The organism is Vibrio mediterranei (genome assembly GCF_013364395.1).
Taxonomy (GTDB): Bacteria; Pseudomonadota; Gammaproteobacteria; order Enterobacterales; family Vibrionaceae; genus Vibrio; species Vibrio mediterranei.
The window spans coordinates 1912163-1933470 of sequence record NZ_JABXGK010000001.1; the positions used below are offsets into that span (position 1 = coordinate 1912163).

Annotated in this window: 19 protein-coding genes; 15 read left to right on the forward strand and 4 right to left on the reverse strand. The window is 43.4% G+C overall.

What is annotated here, in order from left to right; all coding sequences use genetic code 11:
* Positions 1–217: 217 nt before the first annotated feature.
* Both HOP38_RS09025 and HOP38_RS09030 read right to left on the reverse strand, forming a co-directional pair.
* Positions 218–1396, reverse strand: coding sequence for an alpha/beta fold hydrolase (locus tag HOP38_RS09025; protein WP_198557896.1), 1179 nt, complete (start codon positions 1394–1396; stop codon positions 218–220).
* A gap of 33 nt (positions 1397–1429) precedes the next feature.
* A complete protein-coding gene (locus HOP38_RS09030) occupies positions 1430–1801 on the reverse strand; it encodes a DUF333 domain-containing protein (RefSeq protein ID WP_006070746.1) in 372 nt (123 codons plus the stop codon).
* Between the two features lie 195 nt (positions 1802–1996).
* Between HOP38_RS09030 and nfsB the strand changes: the two genes are divergently transcribed.
* Complete coding sequence (gene nfsB / locus HOP38_RS09035; RefSeq protein WP_198557897.1) at positions 1997–2650, forward strand: oxygen-insensitive NAD(P)H nitroreductase; 654 nt, start codon at positions 1997–1999, stop codon at positions 2648–2650.
* A gap of 44 nt (positions 2651–2694) precedes the next feature.
* Here nfsB and HOP38_RS09040 read toward each other — a convergent pair whose 3' ends face one another.
* Positions 2695–3618 carry a LysR family transcriptional regulator gene (locus HOP38_RS09040; RefSeq protein WP_006070748.1) on the reverse strand — a complete coding sequence of 308 codons (924 nt, stop codon included), beginning with the start codon at positions 3616–3618 and terminating at the stop codon, positions 2695–2697.
* 97 nt (positions 3619–3715) lie between these two features.
* Positions 3716–4738, reverse strand: coding sequence for a zinc-binding alcohol dehydrogenase family protein (locus tag HOP38_RS09045; RefSeq protein WP_198557898.1), 1023 nt, complete (start codon positions 4736–4738; stop codon positions 3716–3718).
* Between the two features lie 252 nt (positions 4739–4990).
* Between HOP38_RS09045 and HOP38_RS09050 the strand changes: the two genes are divergently transcribed.
* From HOP38_RS09050 to tssH, 14 genes are all read left to right on the forward strand, one after another.
* Entirely contained in the window at positions 4991–5521 is a 531-nt protein-coding gene (locus HOP38_RS09050; protein ID WP_198557899.1) for a cytochrome b, read from the forward strand.
* Positions 5522–5694: 173 nt separating this feature from the next.
* Positions 5695–6903: an MFS transporter gene (locus tag HOP38_RS09055; protein WP_198557900.1), complete on the forward strand. Its 1209-nt coding sequence runs from the start codon at positions 5695–5697 to the stop codon at positions 6901–6903.
* Between the two features lie 144 nt (positions 6904–7047).
* Positions 7048–9039: a type VI secretion system Vgr family protein gene (locus tag HOP38_RS09060; RefSeq protein ID WP_124939797.1), complete on the forward strand. Its 1992-nt coding sequence runs from the start codon at positions 7048–7050 to the stop codon at positions 9037–9039.
* Complete coding sequence (locus tag HOP38_RS09065) at positions 9039–9623, forward strand: DUF6931 family protein (RefSeq protein ID WP_006070753.1); 585 nt, start codon at positions 9039–9041, stop codon at positions 9621–9623. The genes HOP38_RS09060 and HOP38_RS09065 overlap by 1 nt, the downstream gene beginning before the upstream one ends.
* Positions 9620–9922 carry a PAAR domain-containing protein gene (locus HOP38_RS09070; protein WP_038230304.1) on the forward strand — a complete coding sequence of 101 codons (303 nt, stop codon included), beginning with the start codon at positions 9620–9622 and terminating at the stop codon, positions 9920–9922. Before HOP38_RS09065 ends, HOP38_RS09070 begins: the two co-directional genes overlap by 4 nt.
* A gap of 226 nt (positions 9923–10148) precedes the next feature.
* The gene (locus HOP38_RS09075; RefSeq protein ID WP_124939798.1) at positions 10149–11528 is read left to right on the forward strand and encodes a type VI secretion system protein TssA; all 1380 of its coding nucleotides are present in this window, start codon (positions 10149–10151) and stop codon (positions 11526–11528) included.
* 32 nt (positions 11529–11560) lie between these two features.
* On the forward strand, positions 11561–12082 hold the full coding sequence (locus HOP38_RS09080; RefSeq protein WP_006070756.1) for a type VI secretion system tube protein Hcp: 522 nt from the start codon (positions 11561–11563) through the stop codon (positions 12080–12082).
* Positions 12083–12101: 19 nt separating this feature from the next.
* A complete protein-coding gene (tssB, locus tag HOP38_RS09085; protein ID WP_006070757.1) occupies positions 12102–12608 on the forward strand; it encodes a type VI secretion system contractile sheath small subunit in 507 nt (168 codons plus the stop codon).
* Positions 12605–14083: a type VI secretion system contractile sheath large subunit gene (gene tssC, locus HOP38_RS09090; protein ID WP_006070758.1), complete on the forward strand. Its 1479-nt coding sequence runs from the start codon at positions 12605–12607 to the stop codon at positions 14081–14083. The genes tssB and tssC overlap by 4 nt, the downstream gene beginning before the upstream one ends.
* A gap of 56 nt (positions 14084–14139) precedes the next feature.
* Positions 14140–15537 carry a type VI secretion system contractile sheath domain-containing protein gene (locus HOP38_RS09095; RefSeq protein WP_171389135.1) on the forward strand — a complete coding sequence of 466 codons (1398 nt, stop codon included), beginning with the start codon at positions 14140–14142 and terminating at the stop codon, positions 15535–15537.
* The gene (gene tssE / locus HOP38_RS09100; protein ID WP_171389136.1) at positions 15534–15950 is read left to right on the forward strand and encodes a type VI secretion system baseplate subunit TssE; all 417 of its coding nucleotides are present in this window, start codon (positions 15534–15536) and stop codon (positions 15948–15950) included. Before HOP38_RS09095 ends, tssE begins: the two co-directional genes overlap by 4 nt.
* A complete protein-coding gene (gene tssF / locus HOP38_RS09105; RefSeq protein WP_198557901.1) occupies positions 15943–17703 on the forward strand; it encodes a type VI secretion system baseplate subunit TssF in 1761 nt (586 codons plus the stop codon). Before tssE ends, tssF begins: the two co-directional genes overlap by 8 nt.
* Complete coding sequence (locus tag HOP38_RS09110) at positions 17694–18650, forward strand: type VI secretion system baseplate subunit TssG (protein WP_198557902.1); 957 nt, start codon at positions 17694–17696, stop codon at positions 18648–18650. The genes tssF and HOP38_RS09110 overlap by 10 nt, the downstream gene beginning before the upstream one ends.
* A gap of 44 nt (positions 18651–18694) precedes the next feature.
* Complete coding sequence (gene tssH / locus HOP38_RS09115) at positions 18695–21301, forward strand: type VI secretion system ATPase TssH (protein WP_198557903.1); 2607 nt, start codon at positions 18695–18697, stop codon at positions 21299–21301.
* Positions 21302–21308 lie beyond the last annotated feature (7 nt).

Consider the following 21308-nt stretch of genomic DNA (forward strand, 5'->3'; position numbering starts at 1 on the left):
CTGAGTGAGGTATATTCCAAAGTAACTAAGTTAATTATCTATAATTAACCGTATATGTCATTACTATAGAATATAATTTGAGAAGTCGCTAACAAAAAAGTTGATTATGCAGGATATACGGCTGTTTAATAAAGTTTATTTTTGACGACGATCAACACAGCGTACTAGTTAATAAAAACACTTCGAGCCATTAATAAAAATAAATCTATAAATATCACTATTCTTGAGTCATAAATTCGATAACTCGTACCATCATAGGTTCAAAGTAAGGATTCCAACTCAATCTCGCGCTGATGGTATCTTCATTAAACAATCCCCAAGCTGAGTAAGACAAAGTTGGCATCTTAGCGCAGTCGACCATATAGACCTCTCCTTCTTGAGAGCCACCGCATTGTCTCATCCACCCTCTACGTCCATACAAGATATTATCGTCGCGATACAAGACAGAAATGTGTGAACCACTCTGTATGTTAGAATCTGGCAGTTTCATACTAAATTGCACGAAGCGCGGATCTGAGTAGTTCTGTTCACCAAACCAAATAAGTGAACTATTCTCGTTACTAAAGCGGGTTTTAAAGAGATCGTATATAACTTTGGAGTTTATTAACTCATCTGTTTCCGTCACTAACAGTAGTGCTGGCAATTCAAAAGGTTTCTCTTTTAGCGCGTCTTGAACATCAACCGCAGTTTGGTAGTACAGCGCCGCCCCATTCATTGCCAATGAATCATAGCGAGTAAAGTTCTGCTCCTTCTGGACACTTACCCAATCGACAAAATGACGCGCAAAACTCGCCATTGAAACTAGTGGGTCTTTTGGCGCAAACGCTGGCGAAAATAGCACAAGCCCCTGAATTGCTTTCGGATGAGCTAAAGCGTATTCAGTCACCAAATTGGTGCCTGTTGAAAAACCGCCTAACCATATTTTGTCGACATCATCACGCAGCAGGTTTACTTGATGTTCCACCGCCAAACGCCAGTCTTCATTGGTTGGGTTCATTAGATCAGCTGGTCGAGAACCGTGACCCGGTAACAGCATGACATGAACTAAATAGCCATGCTCTGCTAAGTAAGGCGCAATATCGACAAAGGAGTAAGGCGAGTCCCCCAGTCCATGGACCAGTAATATACCTTCCCCATTCGGATTGTCAGGTAGCAGTCTGTAAGGGCTTACAACATCCATTTCGACTTGGTAACCGGCCCCGTGAAATACTCGAGTTTCATCAAGCCAAGTTCTAGTCTCATCGACATATTGTTCAAAACTGGATTGTGTATAAGGAGCGATAGAGCCCGAACTGGTATACATTTCGGGCTCTTGTTGGATAATTTGATTACTACAACCAACCATGACGAGTGTAATGATGAAAACGAAAAAACCTGTTACTTTACTCCTTTGCACTATACCGTCCTTGTTATTAGCAGCAATACGAACTTAGCTGCTGGTAGATTGATGATCTCTGAAGTAGCTTTCGGCATCCATAACTTTACCGTCTGGGAGCGCACATTTGCTCGAATCTTGCATATAGACGCCACCTGTAGATTCACAATATCTCGCCGCCTCGTTTGGCATTTCCTTGTGGTTTTCTCGGTAATAATCCCAGGCGTCCACCATCTCACCCGACTTTAACGTACATTGACCACTTTGAAGATCATAAGAACCATGCTCTTCACAATATACTGCGGCAGGATTAGCCATCCCGATAGGTTGCTCTTTGTTAGCCTGGTCGCTGTTTGAGCATCCAGCTAATGCCAGCGTAGATACCGCAATAAGACCAGCAAGGTATTTTAAGCTATTCTTTTTCATATTATTTCCTCTTACTTACCTTAGATAAAGTTAGATGAATCTAATCAAACTTCAACCTTTTCCGCATATTGTGTGGGTAATCTAAGTTCTAGTATCTTCAAAGAATATTTGAAACTGCATCAAATTCCACAGTGTTTTTACTTGCGGCTGGTTTCGCTATCCTCGGGCTAACACCCGTTAAGTAGAGACACGTTTATGAACATTGCTGACAACGCTAAAAACCGCTATTCAACCAAAGTATTCGACCCATCTTTTAAGCTATCTTCCCAGCAGGTAGATGCGATTAAAACACTCCTCCGATTTAGTCCATCCAGTGTGAACTCTCAACCATGGCACTTTATCATTGCCAGTACTGACGAGGCCAAACAGCGTGTTGCGACTGCCACACAAGACCGCTACAGTTTCAATGCTCCCAAAGTGCTTAACGCTTCTCATGTCATCGTATTCTGTACAAGAACAGAAATTGATGACAACTACTTACAGTTGTTGCTAGAAAATGAAGAGAAGGACGGACGCTTTGCTACTCCAGATGCAAAACTAGGACAACAGAATGGCCGACACTACTTTGTTAATATGCATCGCTCCGATTTGAAAGATGCTCAGCATTGGATGGAGAAGCAAGTGTACCTTAATGTAGGCACGCTCCTACTTGGCGCTTCGACTCTGGGTATTGATGCCGTACCTATCGAAGGGTTTGACAGCACTGTTCTTGATAAAGAATTCAACTTGGCAGCGCAAGGATACCGCAGTTCGGTTATCGTACCGCTCGGAAAACACAGTGAGCAGGACTTCAATGCAAAACTGCCTAAGTCGAGACACACCCCAGACTACTTATTCAGTGAATGTTAACTATTTAAACGAGGTAAACAATAACTAGCCTTATACGATTGGGGCTAGTTATTTAAAATGTCACTAACCTTGTCAAACTGACTTTGACACTTCTCTTTCAAGAACTTTTGGAATTCTCGAATAATTGGTCTTAACTGCCTCTTATCAGCACATACCATATAAAGCGGCACCGACTCTCCTTGCCAGTCAGGCAGAACTTTTCTCAGCTTCCCCTCAATAATGTCCTGACTAGCGTCGATTAAAGACTTATTGACGATTCCTCTGCCTTTTAACCCTAAACGCCTCACGACATCACCATCATTGGCTGATATCGCTCCTTTGGTCTCTATAACAACTTGTTGAGAATCGTAGGATAATGGCCAGTGGTTATGTACTGAGCCCGCCACCATAAAGCTGATGCAGTTATGTTGATTCAAATCGTTTGGGTGTAGCACTGGAGAGTGATGACGAATGTAGTCTGGGCTAGCACAAAGCACTCGAACATTCTGCGGACATAACGGTATTGCCACCATATTGGAATCTGGAAGTTCCCCATATCGAATAGCAACATCAATTGGTTTGCTATACATATCTACCAACTGGTCAGATAACTCAAGACGAACCGTGACGTTTTCATGTAAGTCAGTGAACTCATTAATCCAATCAAGCAGTAAGTTTCGCCCAAAGTCAGACGGTGCAGACACATAAATGTTACCTGTTAGCGCGCCACGAGCATTTGCGATCTCCTCGACACCTTCATTCAAAGTTGCAAGAGCACAATTAACTTTGGCTAGGAATAGTTCTCCCTCTCCAGTTAAGCTCAATCTTCGTGTTGTTCGAACAAACAACGGGAAGCCTACTTGCTCTTCTAAACGCTTTATTGATGCACTAACGGCTGCAGGCGTCATATCCATTTGATTCGCTACTTTAGAAAAACTACCTTGTTTGGCCGTTTCGGCAAACAAAGTCAGTTCATTCAGTGCTTTCATGTTACTTTCACCATATTCACTACAATCTTTTCCATCATATACAAAAAATACCTCGACTCATAAAAGAAGAGGTATTTTTAACTAACATGCTGATTGTTTAATCAAAGTTGATGGCAAGCTTACCGATCATAGCGCCACTTTCCATCAATCGGTGCCCTTGCTTTAATGACTCTGCATTGAAGCCATTGATCTCTTTGGTCAAGGTTGATTGAATTCGTCCAGAGTCAATAAGATTAGCGACTTGTTTTAAGATATCACCTTGCTTGTACATATCCTGTGTTTTGTATATTGAGCGTGTGAACATAAGCTCCCAAACAAAACCGACTGACTTACCTTGAAGCTTACTAAGATCAATACCGCTATCAAACTCAACGATTGAACCGATCATGCCTTGAGGTGCAATAAGTTCTGCCATCGCATCCCAATGACCAACCGTGTCAGCGACATTGAAAATATAATCTACCGTCTCAAACCCCAAGTCATGAACAGATTCAACTAAGTTTCTATGATTGACCACATAGTCTGCACCCATCTCTTTTACCCAAGCTTCGGTCTCTGGGCGTGATGCTGTCGCTATAACCGTTAGGTTAGTGAGCTGTTTTGCAATTTGAGTAGTAATAGAGCCGACACCACCAGCACCACCGATAATTAATAGCGTTTTACGCTCTGACGGGTCTACACGAAGACGATCAAACAGAGCCTCCCATCCCGTTAATGCAGTCAACGGGACTACAGCCGCTTCTGCATCAGTGAGTCCTTTTGGAGCTCTCGCGACAATTCTAGAATCAACAGCATGATATTGTGCATTGGTGCCTGGGCGAGTGACATCACCAGCATAGTACACTCGATCGCCCTCAGTGAAGTTGGTAACCTTACTGCCCACTGATACCACTTCTCCCACGGCATCAAAACCCAGAACACGTGGACTTTCTAATGTTTTATTCACTGCTGAACGAACACGTATTTTTGCATCTGCAGGGTTAACGGAAATGGCCGCAACTTTTACAAGTAGGTCAAATTCGCCGATTTCAGGCATAGCCATTTCAAACTCATACAAGCTGTTTTCTTCATCGATAGTTTTTGATTCACTAAAACCGATTGCTTTCATCATTGTTGTCATAACGTGTTCCTCTATAGTGTCTAGCTGCAAGTGTTCTTGCTCAATGACTTAACTATAGGTTGAGAGAAGGAAGCTAAAAACCACCAAAGACTTGAAACACTTTCAAATAAAAACCGATGTATCTAACAAGCTCAAAACTCCAGATGATAAGTATTCTTATCTTTACTTAACTTTACACATATGCATCTAGAACAAAAAAAGAGCATAAGGAATAATTATCGCCATAAGCCCACAACAAAAATATGGACTAATATGCTCAACAACAAACTTAGTAAACCTACCATGGTGTTTCATTGGCTAACTGCTGTTTTCTTTATAGCGACGCTTGCCATAGGACTTTATCTCGGCGATATGGCCAATGGCCCAGACAAAAATGAGCTAAGGAATCTTCATAAATCACTCGGAGTACTTGTGATGTTTGCAGCTTCCATCAGGCTAGTTTGGCGCCTGAAAGAAGGCATGATCGGTTCCATCAAACAGCTACCTGCGTGGCAAGAGAAATCTGCCCACTTTGTTCACTGGTTTTTGCTTTTAGCTACAATAATGATGCCGCTATCCGGAATCACTATGAGTATCGGAGGAGGACGTTCGGTCGAGTTTTTTGGCATAAGTCTTATCTCAGCAGGAGAGAAAATCGAATGGCTACAACAAATTAGCTCTACCATTCACTTCTCATCTGTGAACATTGTAATCGCTATACTTGTATTGCACGTTATGGCAGCCCTAAAACACCAACTCGTTGATAAAGATGGCACACTCTCACGTATGTTAGGCAGAAGCTAAAAACATAATTTCAAATGATGAAAGCACCACTTTTTGGTCTTTCATCATTTGATGTCATTAGAAGACGGGGCGTAATTATTCGATTGTGAGAAGGTAACGGGGAGTATGTTACTTGTTTCTCTTTCCAATTCCTTGAAAATTCATGAGTAAATTATTAATAGAGGTTCTCACTCATGAATGGCATTCGACTGTGGCATTTCGCACAAGCTTCTCTTGGTATTGTCCAATGGGTTGGTATTGCGATTCTTCTCAACCCAATCATCATTGAAAGAACATCTAGTGGCGCACTACTAGGCCAAGTCATGGCACTCATTGGAGGTGCGGGTTTATTAGCACCGTTGATTGGTGGGATGGCCGATCGTTATTGTTGTCATCGTCTACTACAACGAATGGCCTTGTTTATTCATTTTATTGCTCTGTTAATTCTTTACTTCGCTGAGACAACCGCAGCAATCTACTGGACAGTAGGTATTCTGATAGGCATTGGTAGTGTCGCATTGTTAGTACTGAATCCGACCTTTGTAATCGCGTCTAGCAAAAACCAAAATGATGAAGGCCGGGGTCTAGCCAGCTTATATCAATGTCAGTTCTTTGGTGTTGTTGTGACTGGTTTACTTATTTCAATTGCTGACTTCTACCATGTGCCAAGTGACGATCAGCTGCTTATACTTATGTCTTTGGTCATCATCGTGCTTTGTTTGGTTTCTGTTTGCCCTCCTCCATCCATTGAAACGGATAAATCCTACTTTGAGGGTGCTGAGAAGAAATCAGCTAATGAAACCACTTCACAACAAGGTGCGGCACCTTGGTTTCTCTTTTTGTTGGCAGTCTTCTTCTCAATGTTTCTCTCTTCTAACCTGATGGAACTTGGTCCTTTGCTAATCAAAGAAGTTTATCAAGTCAATATCGGCAACTCCGCACTTGGTATGGCTATCTCTGCCATTATCAGCATTTTTATGCTCGAATCGGCCGGAAGATGGATGCAAAGAAGCGGGCCATTTAAAGTTTGGTATGCCGCTCAAGTGATTTATTTAATAGTCGGCACTCTATTTTGGTTAACCGCTGGAAATGATGTTCAGGCTTTCGTACCTATCGCACTGTTAGTGTTACTCATGCAAGCAATGTCTTGGAATGACATGATCATTCCATCCATCGCAGGTCGTTTGAGTCCCAATTCTCCAGCGTTAACTCAGGGTCTTTTGATGTTATGTATGGCAGGCGGTTTTGGTGTCGGCGCAATGCTTGCTGGCTTATCCATTGATAAATTCGGCTACGCATCAGTATTCACCTTGTCATTAATCGGGATTATCATTGCGCTCTTGTGTATAGGATTACTCACCCTGTCTACCCAGAAAAACCGACGTACCATTTCTGCCTCTTAAAGCCCCTTTCCGCTACACTCCCAAAGCACAGTAACTCGATACTGTGCTTTGATATTGCTCACATTATTCCTTAACTGCCTATACTGTTTAGTATCTAGTGCTAATCTTAGAATATTATCAAAGGCTTAGTTCAAGGAAGACAGAATGGCCGATCTATACTTGGCATCGACCAGTGAGTTCACTGCCAAAGATTATAAGAACAATGAGTACCTAGTAACTCATGCGACAATTCAAGAGCGGTTCTTTGAACCTTTTGAGATCAATCTACAACTGGTCGCAAAAGGGCTCTCTGCCTCTGATCAACTCGGTCAGACAATGACGCTTAATCGCTATACTTTTGAGTCAGGCTCACAAAGCCTAGTGCGTAGCTTTCATGGCTACATCGCAAAGATCGTTTGCACGGGTTTCGATGAAACTCAGCAATATGCGTTCTACAACATCACTTTACGGCCTTGGCTATGGTTACTTAACTTTTCTAAGAAAAGCCGTGTTTTCCAAAACCAATCAACCAAAGATATCGTTTCTTCTGTGTTTAGTGATGCTGGTTTCTCAAGCCTATTTACAGCCAAATCTCTACCAAGTACCAAACGTGAGTACTGCATACAGTTCAATGAAACGGATTATGACTTTGTCTGTCGGTTGCTTGCTCAAGAAGGAATTCAATTTCACTTTGAACACACATCAAGCAGCCATAAACTGATCTTACAAGACGCGGAGAAACCATACAGCAAAGCGGATATCAATAAGTTCGATATGGCTAACCTACCCTCTGGTAGCAACCCACTCATTCAATCTTGGCATTCTGACCTTCAGTTTCACGGAACGAGTTTGGAGCTCACTGATTACGACTACAGTCAATCTAAGTTGCTCTCCAGTAAAGCAAGTAAATCGAGCAATAAAATCGCCAATAACACTAAACTAGCCGCAACACATTTTTCTAACGATAGCGTTTCTGGAGACATGACCGATCTGTCCACTCTGGTCAAACGTCGTGTGGAAGCGATAGAAAGCCAGTACAGTACAATACAGGCATCCAGTGATGTAGACGCATTTTATGTGGGGCAATACTTTTCACTAGCCAGTCACACAGACAATACACAGTTGGGTGAATACTTAGTAGTCTCGCAAACCGTTCAATATGATGGCCAGTCAAGCGGTCAATCGAATTGCCAAACTCAAATCACTGTAGTGCCCAATTCCACTCCCTATTTGCCAACCGTCATTGACAAACCTTCAATTCAAGGCGTTCACAACGCCGTAGTTGCAGGAAAAACAAGTGGTGATATTAGTCAGGATGACCAGGGGAGAGTAAAAATCCAATTTTTGTGGGACAACGAAACGAGCGGCGATGATACCAGTTGCTATGTTCGCGTTGCTCAACTAATGGCGGGGAAAGGTTACGGGACACAGTTTATCCCACGAGTTGGCCAAGAAGTGCTTGTCACTTTCATTAATGGCGACGCGGATAAGCCAATTATTACTGGCTCGGTATACAATAGTCAGAATGCTCCTCCATATAAGACAGCAAACTCTACTCAAACTGGTATTAAAACCATGCTTAAAGGTCAGAGTAATGAGTGGTACTTCGATGATAAAAAAGATAACGAACTGTTTTATCAACATGCCGCTAAGGACTTTACCTTAGAAGTAGAAAACAACGTCACCACGACCATCAAAGGTGAAGTCGCCTATAAAGCGACCAAAGCTATTACCTATACCGCTGAGGATGCGATGACGATGAGCGTTGCTAAAGCGTTTAGCGGCAAAGCCAAGACCGTCAGCATTGAGGGCGAAGACTCTCTAGAGCTAAAAGTAGGCTCAAGCAAAATCACCATCAGCTCTTCCTCTATCAAGATTGAATCTAGTGCAATCGAAATTAAAGCCTCTAACGCACTAAAACTTCAGGGCATGACGTTGGATGCCAAAGGCTCAACGTCTGCCAAATTATCCGCTGCGTCTGTAACTGTAGACGCCTCAGGAAGTGGAACTATAAAAGGGGCGAGCTTGACATTAGACGCCCAGACGACTTTAACCGCTCAAGGAAAGCTCTCAGCCGATCTCAAGTCAAACCTGAAAGCATCCATTAACGGTGCTGTCATGTCTGAAGTCAAAGGCGCTATAGTGAAGGTAAATTAATGATGACTCAACAACTTCAGTATCGAAAGATACCCTACGTAAACCCTGAGCAAATCACGCCATTGTTTAGTGCTTCAGAGGATCTCACTGAGATACTAGCTCAGTCACAGAGCATTGAAGATTTTATAGCGACATTGCAAGAGAAAGAGCTCTATTTCGATCTGGTTCAATTTCTTGCACACGCTTTACCGGTAAGGGAAGCCATCCTTTGGGCTTACTTATGCCTTGAGATTCGGATGCCGGACTGGAACAAAACACAACAGACTTGCCTTGCAAGCTGCAAACAATGGGTATTTGAACCAAGTGAAGAGGGAAGGCGGCGCTGCGAACTCTATGCAACTCGATTAGAGTTAAAGTGCGCACCATCATGGTTAGCACAAGCTGTATTTTGGAACGGTGCTGGTAGTATTGTGTCACCTGAACTCCCCAGTGTACTCCCCGACCCCAAGCTATACGCCAAAGCCTGCGCAGGGGCCATTAACACCGCCGCTGCGATACCTGAATGGGACAAGCATGCCGACTATTATCAACAATCCATCGCAGTCGCTCTCAATATAGCTCATGGAGGCTTAGGAAAGTTATGACTTTGCCAGCAGCTCGTTCAACAGACATGCATGTCTGCCCAATGCAAACACCTGCAGTGCCCCCTATTCCGCACGTAGGAGGGCCTATTATTGGGCCAGGAGTACCAACCGTTTTAATCGGGAACATGCCTGCGTCAGTCATGGGAGACATGTGCACATGCGTAGGGCCACCGGACAGCATAATTAAGGGCAGTGCGACAGTGCTTATTTGCAATCGGCCAGCAGCGAGATTAGGTGACACAACAGCACACGGAGGTACCATTGTTGCGGGAATGCCCACAGTCCTAATAGGGGGATAAACCCCTAATTTTATTATAGTTAATTAGCGTTCGCGTGTGACGTCGTTCCAATATTCCTACCGAAAAGTAAAAAAATGACGAAATTTCACAAATTTCCGAGACTTTCTGAAAAACGCTTCTAATATTAAAGCAATGTAATCATGTTGTTAAGCTATTGACACTTTAAAAAGTAAATAGTTTTGTTAATTGCTTTGATATGCATAAATGAAATAAACCAAGGAATGGTATGTACAGTTTCGATGACCTATCAGGCGCTCTATCGGAAGACGCTCCCAGTGGACAATACTTAAAGCTTGATCGCGGCGAATATAGAGCGATCAGAAATGGATATAACACCGCCCTTTCATCCTTTAGACAAATGTTAGAAGCCCCAGATGCATTTGCTGACGAAGAAAAGTCTGAACTCAATGATCAAAACTGGCAGCAGTTTAGAGAACAGCTCAACGAAGCACTCGGTTCGAAAACAAAAGATACGGAACTTTGGAGCTGGTACATAACTAGCTTGTCATTTGACCGAGAACCTATACCGAAGCTGATTGAAGGTTTTAAGCTTCTTCAAAACTACATTGACAACTTCTGGGATACCTTGCATCCAACACTGCCTGACAACAAGGTCAAGGCGACGGATGAGTCTGGAAAACAAAAAGAACTGGTGGAGTTTCGCATCAAACCGTTATCGCAGTTCATCGGTGACGCACCCGAGGCCTCCGCGCTCTTTATGCCAACACAGTTCATTCCTCTTGTTGGCAACATCACTTATTCTCGCTATTTCCAAGCAGAACGCAGCGGCACATTGAGTGATCTGCAAAACGAAGCTAACGACGCTTTTAGCCTTGAATGTACCGACTTGATTCTCGGCTTAGGGCAATTGGTAGAGCAGGTAAATCAGGTAGAAACTGTACTTGCAGAACGTTGTCAAAGCCATGGCGTCCAAGCGCTCAGCTTTAAATTCGTCCGTGAAATCTTCGAAAGCCATTTAACGGCACTGCGAACATTAATCGGTAACCAATATAGTCAGTGGCCTTTAGACGATATGAACACTGAAGCAGCTTCTGGCGAGGCTCAATCTCAACCAGATAGCTCTGAGCAGTCAGACGCTCACGATAATATAGACTCGGTCAGTTCTAATCCAGATACCGTTAGTATTCCCGATGCGACGCCTAATAAAGCACCAGAATCTACACCCCCTATTTCAGCGACAGTTTCAACTATCTCTACACAGCCTCTCACAAGAGACGCCGCTTATAATCAATTGAGAACTCTGGCGGACTTCTTTAAGCAAACTGAACCACATAACCCAACTAGTTACCTACTTGAACGGGCAATTGTTTGGGGACAACTACCCTTACCAGAACTGATGAAAATTCTGGTAGGAAATAATTCCAATGCACTTAATCAAATCGATTCACTGATTGGAATGAATGACGCCCCTATAAACATGGAAAACAGTTCACTATCAACTCAGTCTGGTGGTCACTCTAAGCAGTACACAGAGTCTCCTACTAGCAACTCGAATGATGCCGAATCCTCGGCCTCAAACCAATCCAACAACAATGAAGTAACTCAAGCTACCGCAAATTCAGACGTTTCTGATTTTGAATGGTAACGGTTTAACGCGATACGCGAAGGAGAAAACTGATGGCTTCTATTTTTATGAGAATTGACGGAACCAAACCTAAAGGTGCAGCAACCGTTGAGAAAATTGGTGGTAAAGATGGGTTCTTTGCCATTGATAATGTTTCTTGGAGCGCCGTTCGTGGCGTAGGTATTGATGTTGGTAATGCCAACAATGCTGACCAAGGTATGGTAGCTCTAGGGGAAATCACTATTGGCCGTGGCTGTGATGGTGCCTCACCTTACCTTACAACTTTCTTATATGCACCAGGTGCTGAAGGTAAAACCATTGAAGTGGTGATGACTAAACCAAATCGCGAAGGTTCTGGTGCTGATCCGTACCTTATCTTGACGCTGAAAAACGCACGTATGTCTAACTACACAATGACAGGAACAAACGGTTCATTACCAAGTGAGAGCTTTGCGCTTACCTACACCGAGATTTCAAAAGCTTACTATATCGAGGGAGAAGGCGGAAAAATCGAGAAAGGCCCAGAAGTCGGCTTTGATGCAACTGAAGCGAAAGTCACTTCAACCGCTAGCTAATTAATCAAGGAGAGATGTTGTGGCACTAAATTCTCAGCACAAACGCGTAAGTAAGAACCGCGTTAGCATCACATATGATGTAGAAACCAATGGAGCAGTTGAAACAAAAGAGCTGCCTTTTGTTGTGGGTGTAATCGGTGATTATTCTGGTCATAAACAAGACAAAGAAGATGTTGAAGATCGCACATTCTATAACTTAGACAAAGATAACTTCGATCATGTTATGAAACGCGTTGGTCCTGAGTTATCCATGAAAGTAGACAATGTTCTTGCCGAAGATGATAGTCAATTTGAAGCAAGCCTTAAGTTTAATTCTATGAAGGACTTCGAGCCTGAAGCCATCATTGACCAAGTCGAGCCCTTAAAAAAGCTCGTAGAGACTCGCAATCAGTTGAAGGTACTACTTTCTAAGGCTGATCGCTCTCGTGATCTAGAGAAGTTATTGAAAGAAGTGTTGCAAAGTGCAGACACCATCAACGCCTTATCTCAAGAACTTGGTATTGAACAGAAAGGAGCAGAAGAATGAGCACTGAATCAGACGTACAAGGCCAACCGTCCGCTGAGGAAGGCTCACTGAGTTTCCTTGACAGAGCGATTGAAGCCACAACACAAACTCCTGCGGATACAACTAAAGAGCTGTTTTCAGTACTTGCTGAACAGGCACTTTCAGGCACCGTAACGTGGGATAAAAACTTAACTAAAACTATTGAAAGCGCCATCGGCGAAATCGACAAGAAGCTGTCAAAGCAGCTTTCTGCGGTGATGCAACAAGACGACTTTCAAAAGCTTGAAGGTTCTTGGCGTGGTCTACAAAAACTCGTCAAAGAGAGCGACACTGGGCGTTCATTGAAAATCAAAATGGTTGATTTCTCACAAGATGAATTGCTCGAACAATTTGAAGATGCACCAGCTATAGACCGCAGTCCTCTCTTCAACGCCCTGTATCAAGATGAATACGGTACAGCAGGTGGTGAGCCCTACGGCACATTCATCGGTGACTACGAGTTCAGCGCAAAAGATGAAGATGTAGCACTTCTTCGTTACATGGGCGAAGTAGCTGCAGCGTGCCACGCTCCATTCATTGCCGCAGCCAATGCGCAAATGTTTGAGTTCAATGACTTCTCTACATTTGAAGAAGGCAAACCTGTCGCAGCAGGCTTTGACTCTCCTGCATACGCTGCTTGGAACTCGTTTAGGGAAAGTGATGACGCGCGTTATGTCACTCTGACGCTTCCTCGTACTATGGCACGCTTACCATATGGACAAAAAGGGCTAAGCACAGACGTCTTCGCTTATGAAGAGCTGGATGTTGATATGGATGGTAATCCGAATCCGAAGAATAACGATGAACTTGTCTGGTCTAATGCGGCGTATGATCTAGGTCTTAAGATGACTCAAGCATTTACTGCATATGGCTGGTGTACTGCTATTCGAGGTCTTGATAACGGCGGTAAAGTAGAAAACCTGCCTAACCTAACGTACAAGACTGAGGCTGGCGATCTAGTCCAGCAATGTCCAACAGAAGTGAATCTCACCGACGAACGAGAGAAAGAACTCAGCGACCTTGGTTTCCTTCCTCTAGTTCATTACAAGAACACCAACTATGGCGTTTTTATCGGCGGGCAAACTACCCAAAAACCGAAAACCTATACCGATCCGGATGCTACGGCTAACGCTGCTATCTCCGCACGACTGCCATACATCATGGCAAGTGGTCGAATTGCCCATTATTTGAAAGTAATGGGACGTGATCGTTTGGGTTCAAACATTGAAGCACCCGATATTCAACGTGAACTTCAACTTTGGATCGACCAATACACCAACGCAGGTGCGATTGGTAACGATTCTCGAGCTCGTACGCCACTGGCAGAGTCTCGTATTGAAGTGGTTGAACAGCCGGGTAAACCTGGGGCTTACTCTGCGATTGCACACCTAAGACCATGGCTTCAACTCGAAGAACTTACCACCTCTGTTCGCATGGTTGCGAAGATTCCTGGTTAATTGTGATAAGCCGCAACCTTTGTGGTTGCGGCTAAATGCTGCGGTAGTTGATGTAGATGTTTAGTACAGACTGGCAAAAACAATTTAACGCGCTCGACCCCAAACAAGATTCATACTTGTTTGACGCACTCGCAATGATGGTCGAACTAGCAAAAAAAGAACACCAATACTCTACTTATTCAGCAGAGCGTATTATTGCGCAAATTACTCAACTCATTCTTGTCTTAGATGAGCGCCTTTCCAAACAAATGGATCTCATTCTGCACAATGACGACTTTCAAGCTCTAGAGGCTAGTTGGCGTCAAGCGCTTTACCTTGCAACACAACCAGTCAGCAGGCAAAGAACCAAACTCAAAATTCTTGATATGAGCTGGGAAGAGGTATCAAACGACCTCAATCAATCATATTCCATCAAACAAACTTTTTTGTTCAATACCATTGGCAATAAAGAACTTAATACGCTAGGTGGACAACCCTTTGGTTGTATCGCCTTCACACACCCTATTTCCATGGACCTAGACGTCAATAGCGAATTTGACGACATCTACACACTGGGTCTAATTGGTCAACTGGGTGAACAAACTTTATGTACCATGCTAGCTTCTCCTGATTCACTTTTTTTTGCCGACTCGGGCGCCGATTGGCTTTCCAATACACAAAGAATAGAAAAGGTCTTAAACGGCCCAGATTACACAGCTTGGCAAGCTCTGCGCAAGCAACCTAGTGCTCGTTTTCTTGGCTTAGCGATGCCACGTATCAAATTGCGTCAACCGTACAAAGATCATCGCTGTGGATTCCTTTATCAAGAAAAAGGCGACACGCTTTGGGGATATGCCAATATTGCTTTCCTATCTACGGTCATGAAGGAACACCATCGTATCGGTTGGTTTGGCTTCCTAAAAGCTCGTTGGAGTGATAAAGAACAAGGGGCTCTTCTGGCATGGAAACACAAAACATCTGAGCTTACTTACAGCGAATGTGACAGTTATTTATTTGGTAGAATCGCTAGCTTTTATTCCAATCAAGGTTTCATCTCTCTCGCAAGAAACGCACTAACAGGCAAGCTCTACTTCTCTGGTAACAATTCAGTGTGGGCACCATCAGATAGCGATAACGACAAAGTTTTGGCTCAACTACAAACGACACTGATGTGCTGCCGTGTCGCCCATTTTCTCAAAGTTCAAGTGCGTGAAATGATTGGTAACTTCAGTGATGCGCGAGAATGTGAACAGTTTCTACGAAACTGGATTGAGAAATTCTCCAGTAATGTGAACTACGCCAACGAAGAGACCTTGGCAAAATATCCTCTCAGCAAAGCACACATTGCCGTTAACGAGATAGAGTCCCTTCCCGGCCATTTCTCTTGCACGTTACGAATGGTTCCCCAATATCAGTTCGACCATTTTAACGGTGAAGTGGTGTTAACTACGGAGCTTGGGGAGGTCAGGCAGTGAGTTTCTACAATGCTTTTATTCAATCATCTCGCCAAGACGATGAGATTGACGATATTCGCTACCATCTGACTCGATTACTAGAGTCTGAAGCACCGTTAATTGCTGTCGAAAACAGTCTTTCTGAGGTCAGATGTTCTAGTTTTACCTTCGGTATTACTGATGTTCAGCTGTTGACCGCCAACCTCGACCAAACACAGTTGGCAAGAAAAATAGAAACATGGCTTACCACATATGAACCGCGATTATCCGATGTTTCTGTGGAGATGTTAGAACGCCGGGAAGGTCAAAACTGTATTCAATTTACCATTGTAGCCAAGCATCTATCTCAGGACGGAGAACAAACCCTCGTCTTTGACTCGAAAATAGCGCTTGGTGACTTCAGTGCCAAGATATCAGAGGAAGAATATGACTGATCCTTTGCTTCGATATTATGAAAGAGAGTTAGCTTTAGTAAAGCGTTCCTTAGGGTTCTATGCCGAGGAGCACTCTCATATTGCCTCATTACTCGATATGCATCAGGGGCAAATCGAAGATCCCAGCCTCGCGCGTTTGCTGGACGGTGTTGCCTTGCTCAACGCTAAAACAGAAATGGCATTGGAGACCCAATATTCGCAAGTTATCGATAGCTTGATAGACGTGATATACCCTTCCATCAATCAACGAGTTCCAAGTATTGGTTACGCAGAATTGAATGCACCGGATGGTATTACAGAGAACGCGAATATTCCATTGGGTAGTCAATTTTCAAATATGATTGGGGAGCAAGAGTGCTTGTTTCAAACGGTTGATAACTTAGCGATCAACCCATTCAGCATAACAGATATTTCAGCAACCACTGCACCGTTCTCAGTCCATAAGCCAGAAGAGGCGGAACTGGCCAATGCTGCGCTTCAGATTCAATTATCAACGGGAGATGAAGGTGTCTACTTTTCCTCGCTAGCTTGTTCTGACTTAAACTTCTTTGTAAAAGGTTTTGCTAACAACGCAGACTTATTAGTAGAACTTCTGCTCTCGAACTGTCTCGCTATCTCTCTGTCAGATCATGAAAACAACACAATTGCAGAGTTGAGTGGCGTGCAACTACAGAGCCGTGTCGGCGATCCTGATTTTAAGTTTTTACCCGCAAAAGGTAATCAGTTTGATGGCTTTCAAATCATAAGAGAGTTTTTCTTATTCAAAGAAAAACGACAGTTTTTCATTATAAGAAATTTCGCTAGCGCTATTAGCAAAGTTAATGACCATCAATGTACTTTGAATATCTTCCTGAATGACATTCCTTCTGAGTTTTTGCGCTTATTTGATACCGACGTCATTCGTCTAAATGTTGTGCCCGTAATTAATACTTTCGAGCACATAAGCGAACCGATTACTGTCGATGGGCGTCGCCTCGCTTATCCTATTCAACCTAACAGTGGCAATGACTCTGTCATCGACATCATCAAGATCCAATCAGTCAAACAAATCACTGCATACGGAGATGTCGAACTGGTGCCTGTTCTAGGGGACAAATACAAACACAGCAAAAAGACACACGGTACAAGTACTGCCTATTGGGAAGCGAAAATGAACTTAGAGCGACAGTTTGAAGTCGTCGTTTCAGAGTCTCTTTATCAATCGGAAAATGCCACGCTAATTGCACGTTTATTGTGCTGCAATGACAAACTGGCCTGTAGTGCGTCTGGTGAGCTTGAATGCCGAGAGAGCATTGATCTCCCCGGAGTCATGACCCTGATGTACCCGCCATCCGCGCCGCAAGATGTACAAAATAGTGAAAAGTCATTAAGCCAGCTGATTGGACTTTTAACATGTAACTTTAACTCCTTGCTGCAAAGCGATGATCCCGCATCCATGCTAAAAGGAATTTTTAAGCTATTCGCGCATGATGCCAAAAACCTCGATGAAATTAACACCATCAACAATGTGAAATTCCAAACGCAAGTCTCTACGCTGCGAGTTCACAATAAAAATGTATTTGTCCCGGGTACAGAAATCACGGTAGAGCTCAACTCTGAGATGCCCTATCACTCGTTCTCAATAGTCATGAACGAGTTTTTCAAACAATTCTGCAGTTTTGACCGCTATATACAACTTAGTGTCAATCTATATGGTAAGCCGCAAAGCGGCCTCTGTTTCGCGAAAGTTCACGGGAATCAGTTATGTCTTTAAACCTATCTAGTTCACCTATGAACGGTCTCTGCAATCAGCCCGATGATTTTGAGTTTGCTCAAGCTATTCGTGTTCTTCAATCGTATTGTTCTGACAATCCTCAGAACCGGACTCAATTGAAACTAGAATCAGAAGTCATTCCCAGTGGAGATTTAAATGACATTAGTCAGATAGAAGTCACCAATAGACAAATACGTTTATCTATCGCAAAGACGGCTTTGTCCGGTGTATATGGTGTCATCCCTGATTACATCTATGAAGAATTGCTTGAAGCACTACATCAGGAAGACGAAGGATTAAAAGCCTTTCTTGATGTCTTCAACCAACGTCAATTTGAGCTTACTTACAAACAAGAGACACGCGCTTGGTTACTGCTTCAAAATGAGCAAAACAATAAGTTAAGTAACACGCTTTATCATTTGTCAGGATTGGAAAATAGCAATCGTCATTTGATTCAATATACCATGCTGCTCGGTCAAAATAGCAGAAACATTCGTACGTTAGAGCAACTATTAAACGACTACTACGAACTAAAGATATCGGTACAAGTCACCCCATATGAGACTCGAAAGCTACCTGAAGCCGCAACTAGCAATATTGGTAAATCTGTTAGGTCTAGGAAAAACAATAAATTAGGACACGGTTTATTAATAGGAAGTCGCTGTGATGTACCTAGTGCCAGCATTAAAGTTTATATCGAGCCTCAGAATAGACGCGAAGTCGAACAGCTCAAACGGGATTCAAGATTAGCAAACGATGTGAAGTCAACGGTTCAACATTATCTCAAAGATGATACTCCAGTAACGATCTATCTTCTCATTCTTAGGCAGCATCTAAATGCACCAGTTCTTAGCTCCAACGCTTTAAGCTCTGCGAAACTGGGAGAAGTCGACTGCTTAGCTCCTGAGCGTTTTCCACAATCCAAGGTACGAATAAGGCTACGCTGATCTAGCTTTAGGACTCTAGGGACATCAAAAAAGGGAATTTATACATGGCACAAGTAACACTCACTAATTTAGTTAGCAAACTCTCACCCGAGTTAAAGCAGGCTCTAGAAGTATCGGCTGGAGCAGCAATGAACCAAGGGGTGCCTGCTATCGAAGTAGAGCATTGGATTTTGCAGCTCATCTCACAGAAAGACAAAGGTCTAGAAAATCTCTGTCGTTCTCAAAACATTGCTCAAGATGCTTTGGTTAGTGAACTCACGGATAAAATCACGCGTCTTCCCAAAGGAAGTGAAGGACAACCAACACTAAGCCATGAGCTCACTGAATTGATTAAAGATGCGTGGATGATTGCCTCGGTAAACTACGGACATGGTGAAATAATCAGTCTGCACCTTATTCAGTCCATGCTTCAACAAAACGTAATGGGTGTTTCCGCTTTGAAACTTGAGAGTTTGAAAGATGTTTCCACTGAATCTTTACAAGGTCTTATTCGAAAAAGTGGTGCGTCGACTTCTACCACCTCCCCTGGCACCAGCACAGGTGGTGAGTCGTCTAGCGGTGGCGATGCGCTCTCAAAGTACACTATCAACCTGACCCAACAAGCTCAAGATGGCAAGATCGACCCCATTTCTGGACGCAACAGTGAAGTGCGCAAAGCTATTGATATTTTGTGCCGTAAGAGACAAAACAACCCTATTTTCGTAGGAGAACCTGGCGTCGGTAAAACCGCAGTGGTTGAAGGATTAGCGCTTCGAATTGCAACTGGCGAGGTGCCAGCGGCGATTCAAGGTGTTCAAATTCACTCTCTCGACCTTGGGCTCCTCCAAGCAGGAGCAAGCGTTAAGGGTGAATTTGAAAACCGACTAAAAGATGTCATTAACGAAGTTAAAAGCTCCGAGGAGCCCATTATCGTCTTTATCGATGAAGCACACACGTTAATTGGTGCTGGCGGTGCAGTCGGACAAAATGACGCTGCTAATCTGCTGAAACCGGCCCTGGCTCGTGGAGAATTCAAAACCATCGCAGCAACAACGTGGGCGGAATACAAAAAGTACTTTGAGAAAGATCCTGCTCTAACCCGAAGATTCCAAGTTGTCACCATTGAAGAACCAAACGCAGAAGACGCAATGCAGATGCTAAGAGGGGTTGCCGACTCACTTCAAGGACATCATGGTGCCTTCATTACCGAATCAGCCATTGCAGCCGCCGTTAATCTATCAATACGCTATTTACCATCAAGACAGCTTCCAGACAAAGCCATTAGCTTGCTCGACACTGCAAGTGCTCGAATTGCCTTAACCCAAGGCGCAAAGCCAGAAATTATCGAGTCTTTAGAGCAAATGATTCGTTATCAAGAAAACGAATTGATGGCATTGGCTAAAGAGCAAGCGCTGTTCGGTGGCAATGAAGCCGATATTGCAGAAGTCACACAGCAAAAAGAGCAAAAACAAAACAAACTCGATGCCTTGAATAGCCAGTGGAATCAAGAAGTTGAGCTAGTTGATAAAATTAAAGCAATACAATCTGATATCAGCAATGCGAGCGAAGAAACCGAAAACCCTGAGCAAATGACTGAAGAACTGAACAAGCTGAGAGATGAATTGGCAGAGTTACAAGGAGAGACTCCTCTGGTTCACGCATTAGTTGATGAAGGAACGATCGCTGAAGTGATTGCAAACTGGACCGGAATTCCCGTCGGAAGCATGTTGAGTGATGAAATTAATAAGCTGCTTACTCTGGAAACCGAGCTCGATAAACGAGTGATTGGGCAGAATGTGGCAAAACAAGAGCTCGCTAAAGCAATTCGTATTTCCAGAGCTGGCTTGACGGATAACCGTAAACCTATCGGCGTATTCTTGATGTGCGGCCCAAGTGGTGTTGGTAAGACTGAAACCGCTATGGCACTTGCAGAACAGCTCTATGGTGGTAGCAACGACATGACCATCATTAACATGACGGAGTTTAAAGAAGAACATAAAATATCAATGTTGCTCGGTAGTCCGGCGGGCTACGTGGGCTTTGGTGAAGGCGGTGTATTAACCGAAGCGATTAGACGCAACCCCTACTCTGTTCTGTTACTTGATGAGATGGAGAAAGCACATCCTGGTGTCCACGATCTCTTTTATCAAATCTTCGATAAAGGACATATCAAGGACAGTGAAGGCCGCAGTGTCGATTTTAAAAATACCATTATTATCATGACCTCAAATGCGGCTGACCAAGCTATTTGCGATGCTTGTGACGAAGCTGAATCCCAGCTTGATAACAGCACGCTGTTAGAAATGATTCGACCTGACCTTCAACGTTACTTTAAACCTGCATTTTTAGGCCGTACGACCATTGTGCCTTACTACCCACTTAACGATAGTGAGTTAGGCAAGATAACCGAAATATCACTGAATCGTATTAAGAAAAAACTGGCTGAGCAATACCAAGCATCATTCCGATGGGATGAGTCGTTCATTAACTACGTTGTGGAGAAAAACAACGACCCAACAACTGGCGGTCGTGCGGTAGAGCAGATCATTAATCGCTCGCTCATGCCCAAGTTAGCTGAAGAGTGTATTAATCGCTTGAGCAGACAAGAAGCCATAAATCATGTGGAGGTCTCCGGTGATGACAAAAATGGTTTCTCTTTAAGTATTAGCTAGCAAAAAG

Bases quoted from the DNA above. Each gene is read 5' to 3' on its own strand.
- HOP38_RS09050 (WP_198557899.1), top strand. From the start codon at position 4,991: ATGCTCAACAACAAACTTAGTAAACCTACCATGGTGTTTCATTGGCTA.
- HOP38_RS09060 (WP_124939797.1), top strand. From the start codon at position 7,048: ATGGCCGATCTATACTTGGCATCGACCAGTGAGTTCACTGCCAAAGAT.
- HOP38_RS09045 (WP_198557898.1), bottom strand. From the start codon at position 4,738: ATGACAACAATGATGAAAGCAATCGGTTTTAGTGAATCAAAAACTATC.
- nfsB (WP_198557897.1), top strand. From the start codon at position 1,997: ATGAACATTGCTGACAACGCTAAAAACCGCTATTCAACCAAAGTATTC.
- HOP38_RS09095 (WP_171389135.1), top strand. From the start codon at position 14,140: ATGTTTAGTACAGACTGGCAAAAACAATTTAACGCGCTCGACCCCAAA.
- HOP38_RS09030 (WP_006070746.1), bottom strand. From the start codon at position 1,801: ATGAAAAAGAATAGCTTAAAATACCTTGCTGGTCTTATTGCGGTATCT.
- HOP38_RS09040 (WP_006070748.1), bottom strand. From the start codon at position 3,618: ATGAAAGCACTGAATGAACTGACTTTGTTTGCCGAAACGGCCAAACAA.
- HOP38_RS09075 (WP_124939798.1), top strand. From the start codon at position 10,149: ATGTACAGTTTCGATGACCTATCAGGCGCTCTATCGGAAGACGCTCCC.
- HOP38_RS09065 (WP_006070753.1), top strand. From the start codon at position 9,039: ATGATGACTCAACAACTTCAGTATCGAAAGATACCCTACGTAAACCCT.
- tssF (WP_198557901.1), top strand. From the start codon at position 15,943: ATGACTGATCCTTTGCTTCGATATTATGAAAGAGAGTTAGCTTTAGTA.
- HOP38_RS09070 (WP_038230304.1), top strand. From the start codon at position 9,620: ATGACTTTGCCAGCAGCTCGTTCAACAGACATGCATGTCTGCCCAATG.
- tssC (WP_006070758.1), top strand. From the start codon at position 12,605: ATGAGCACTGAATCAGACGTACAAGGCCAACCGTCCGCTGAGGAAGGC.
- HOP38_RS09055 (WP_198557900.1), top strand. From the start codon at position 5,695: ATGAATGGCATTCGACTGTGGCATTTCGCACAAGCTTCTCTTGGTATT.
- tssH (WP_198557903.1), top strand. From the start codon at position 18,695: ATGGCACAAGTAACACTCACTAATTTAGTTAGCAAACTCTCACCCGAG.
- HOP38_RS09110 (WP_198557902.1), top strand. From the start codon at position 17,694: ATGTCTTTAAACCTATCTAGTTCACCTATGAACGGTCTCTGCAATCAG.
- HOP38_RS09080 (WP_006070756.1), top strand. From the start codon at position 11,561: ATGGCTTCTATTTTTATGAGAATTGACGGAACCAAACCTAAAGGTGCA.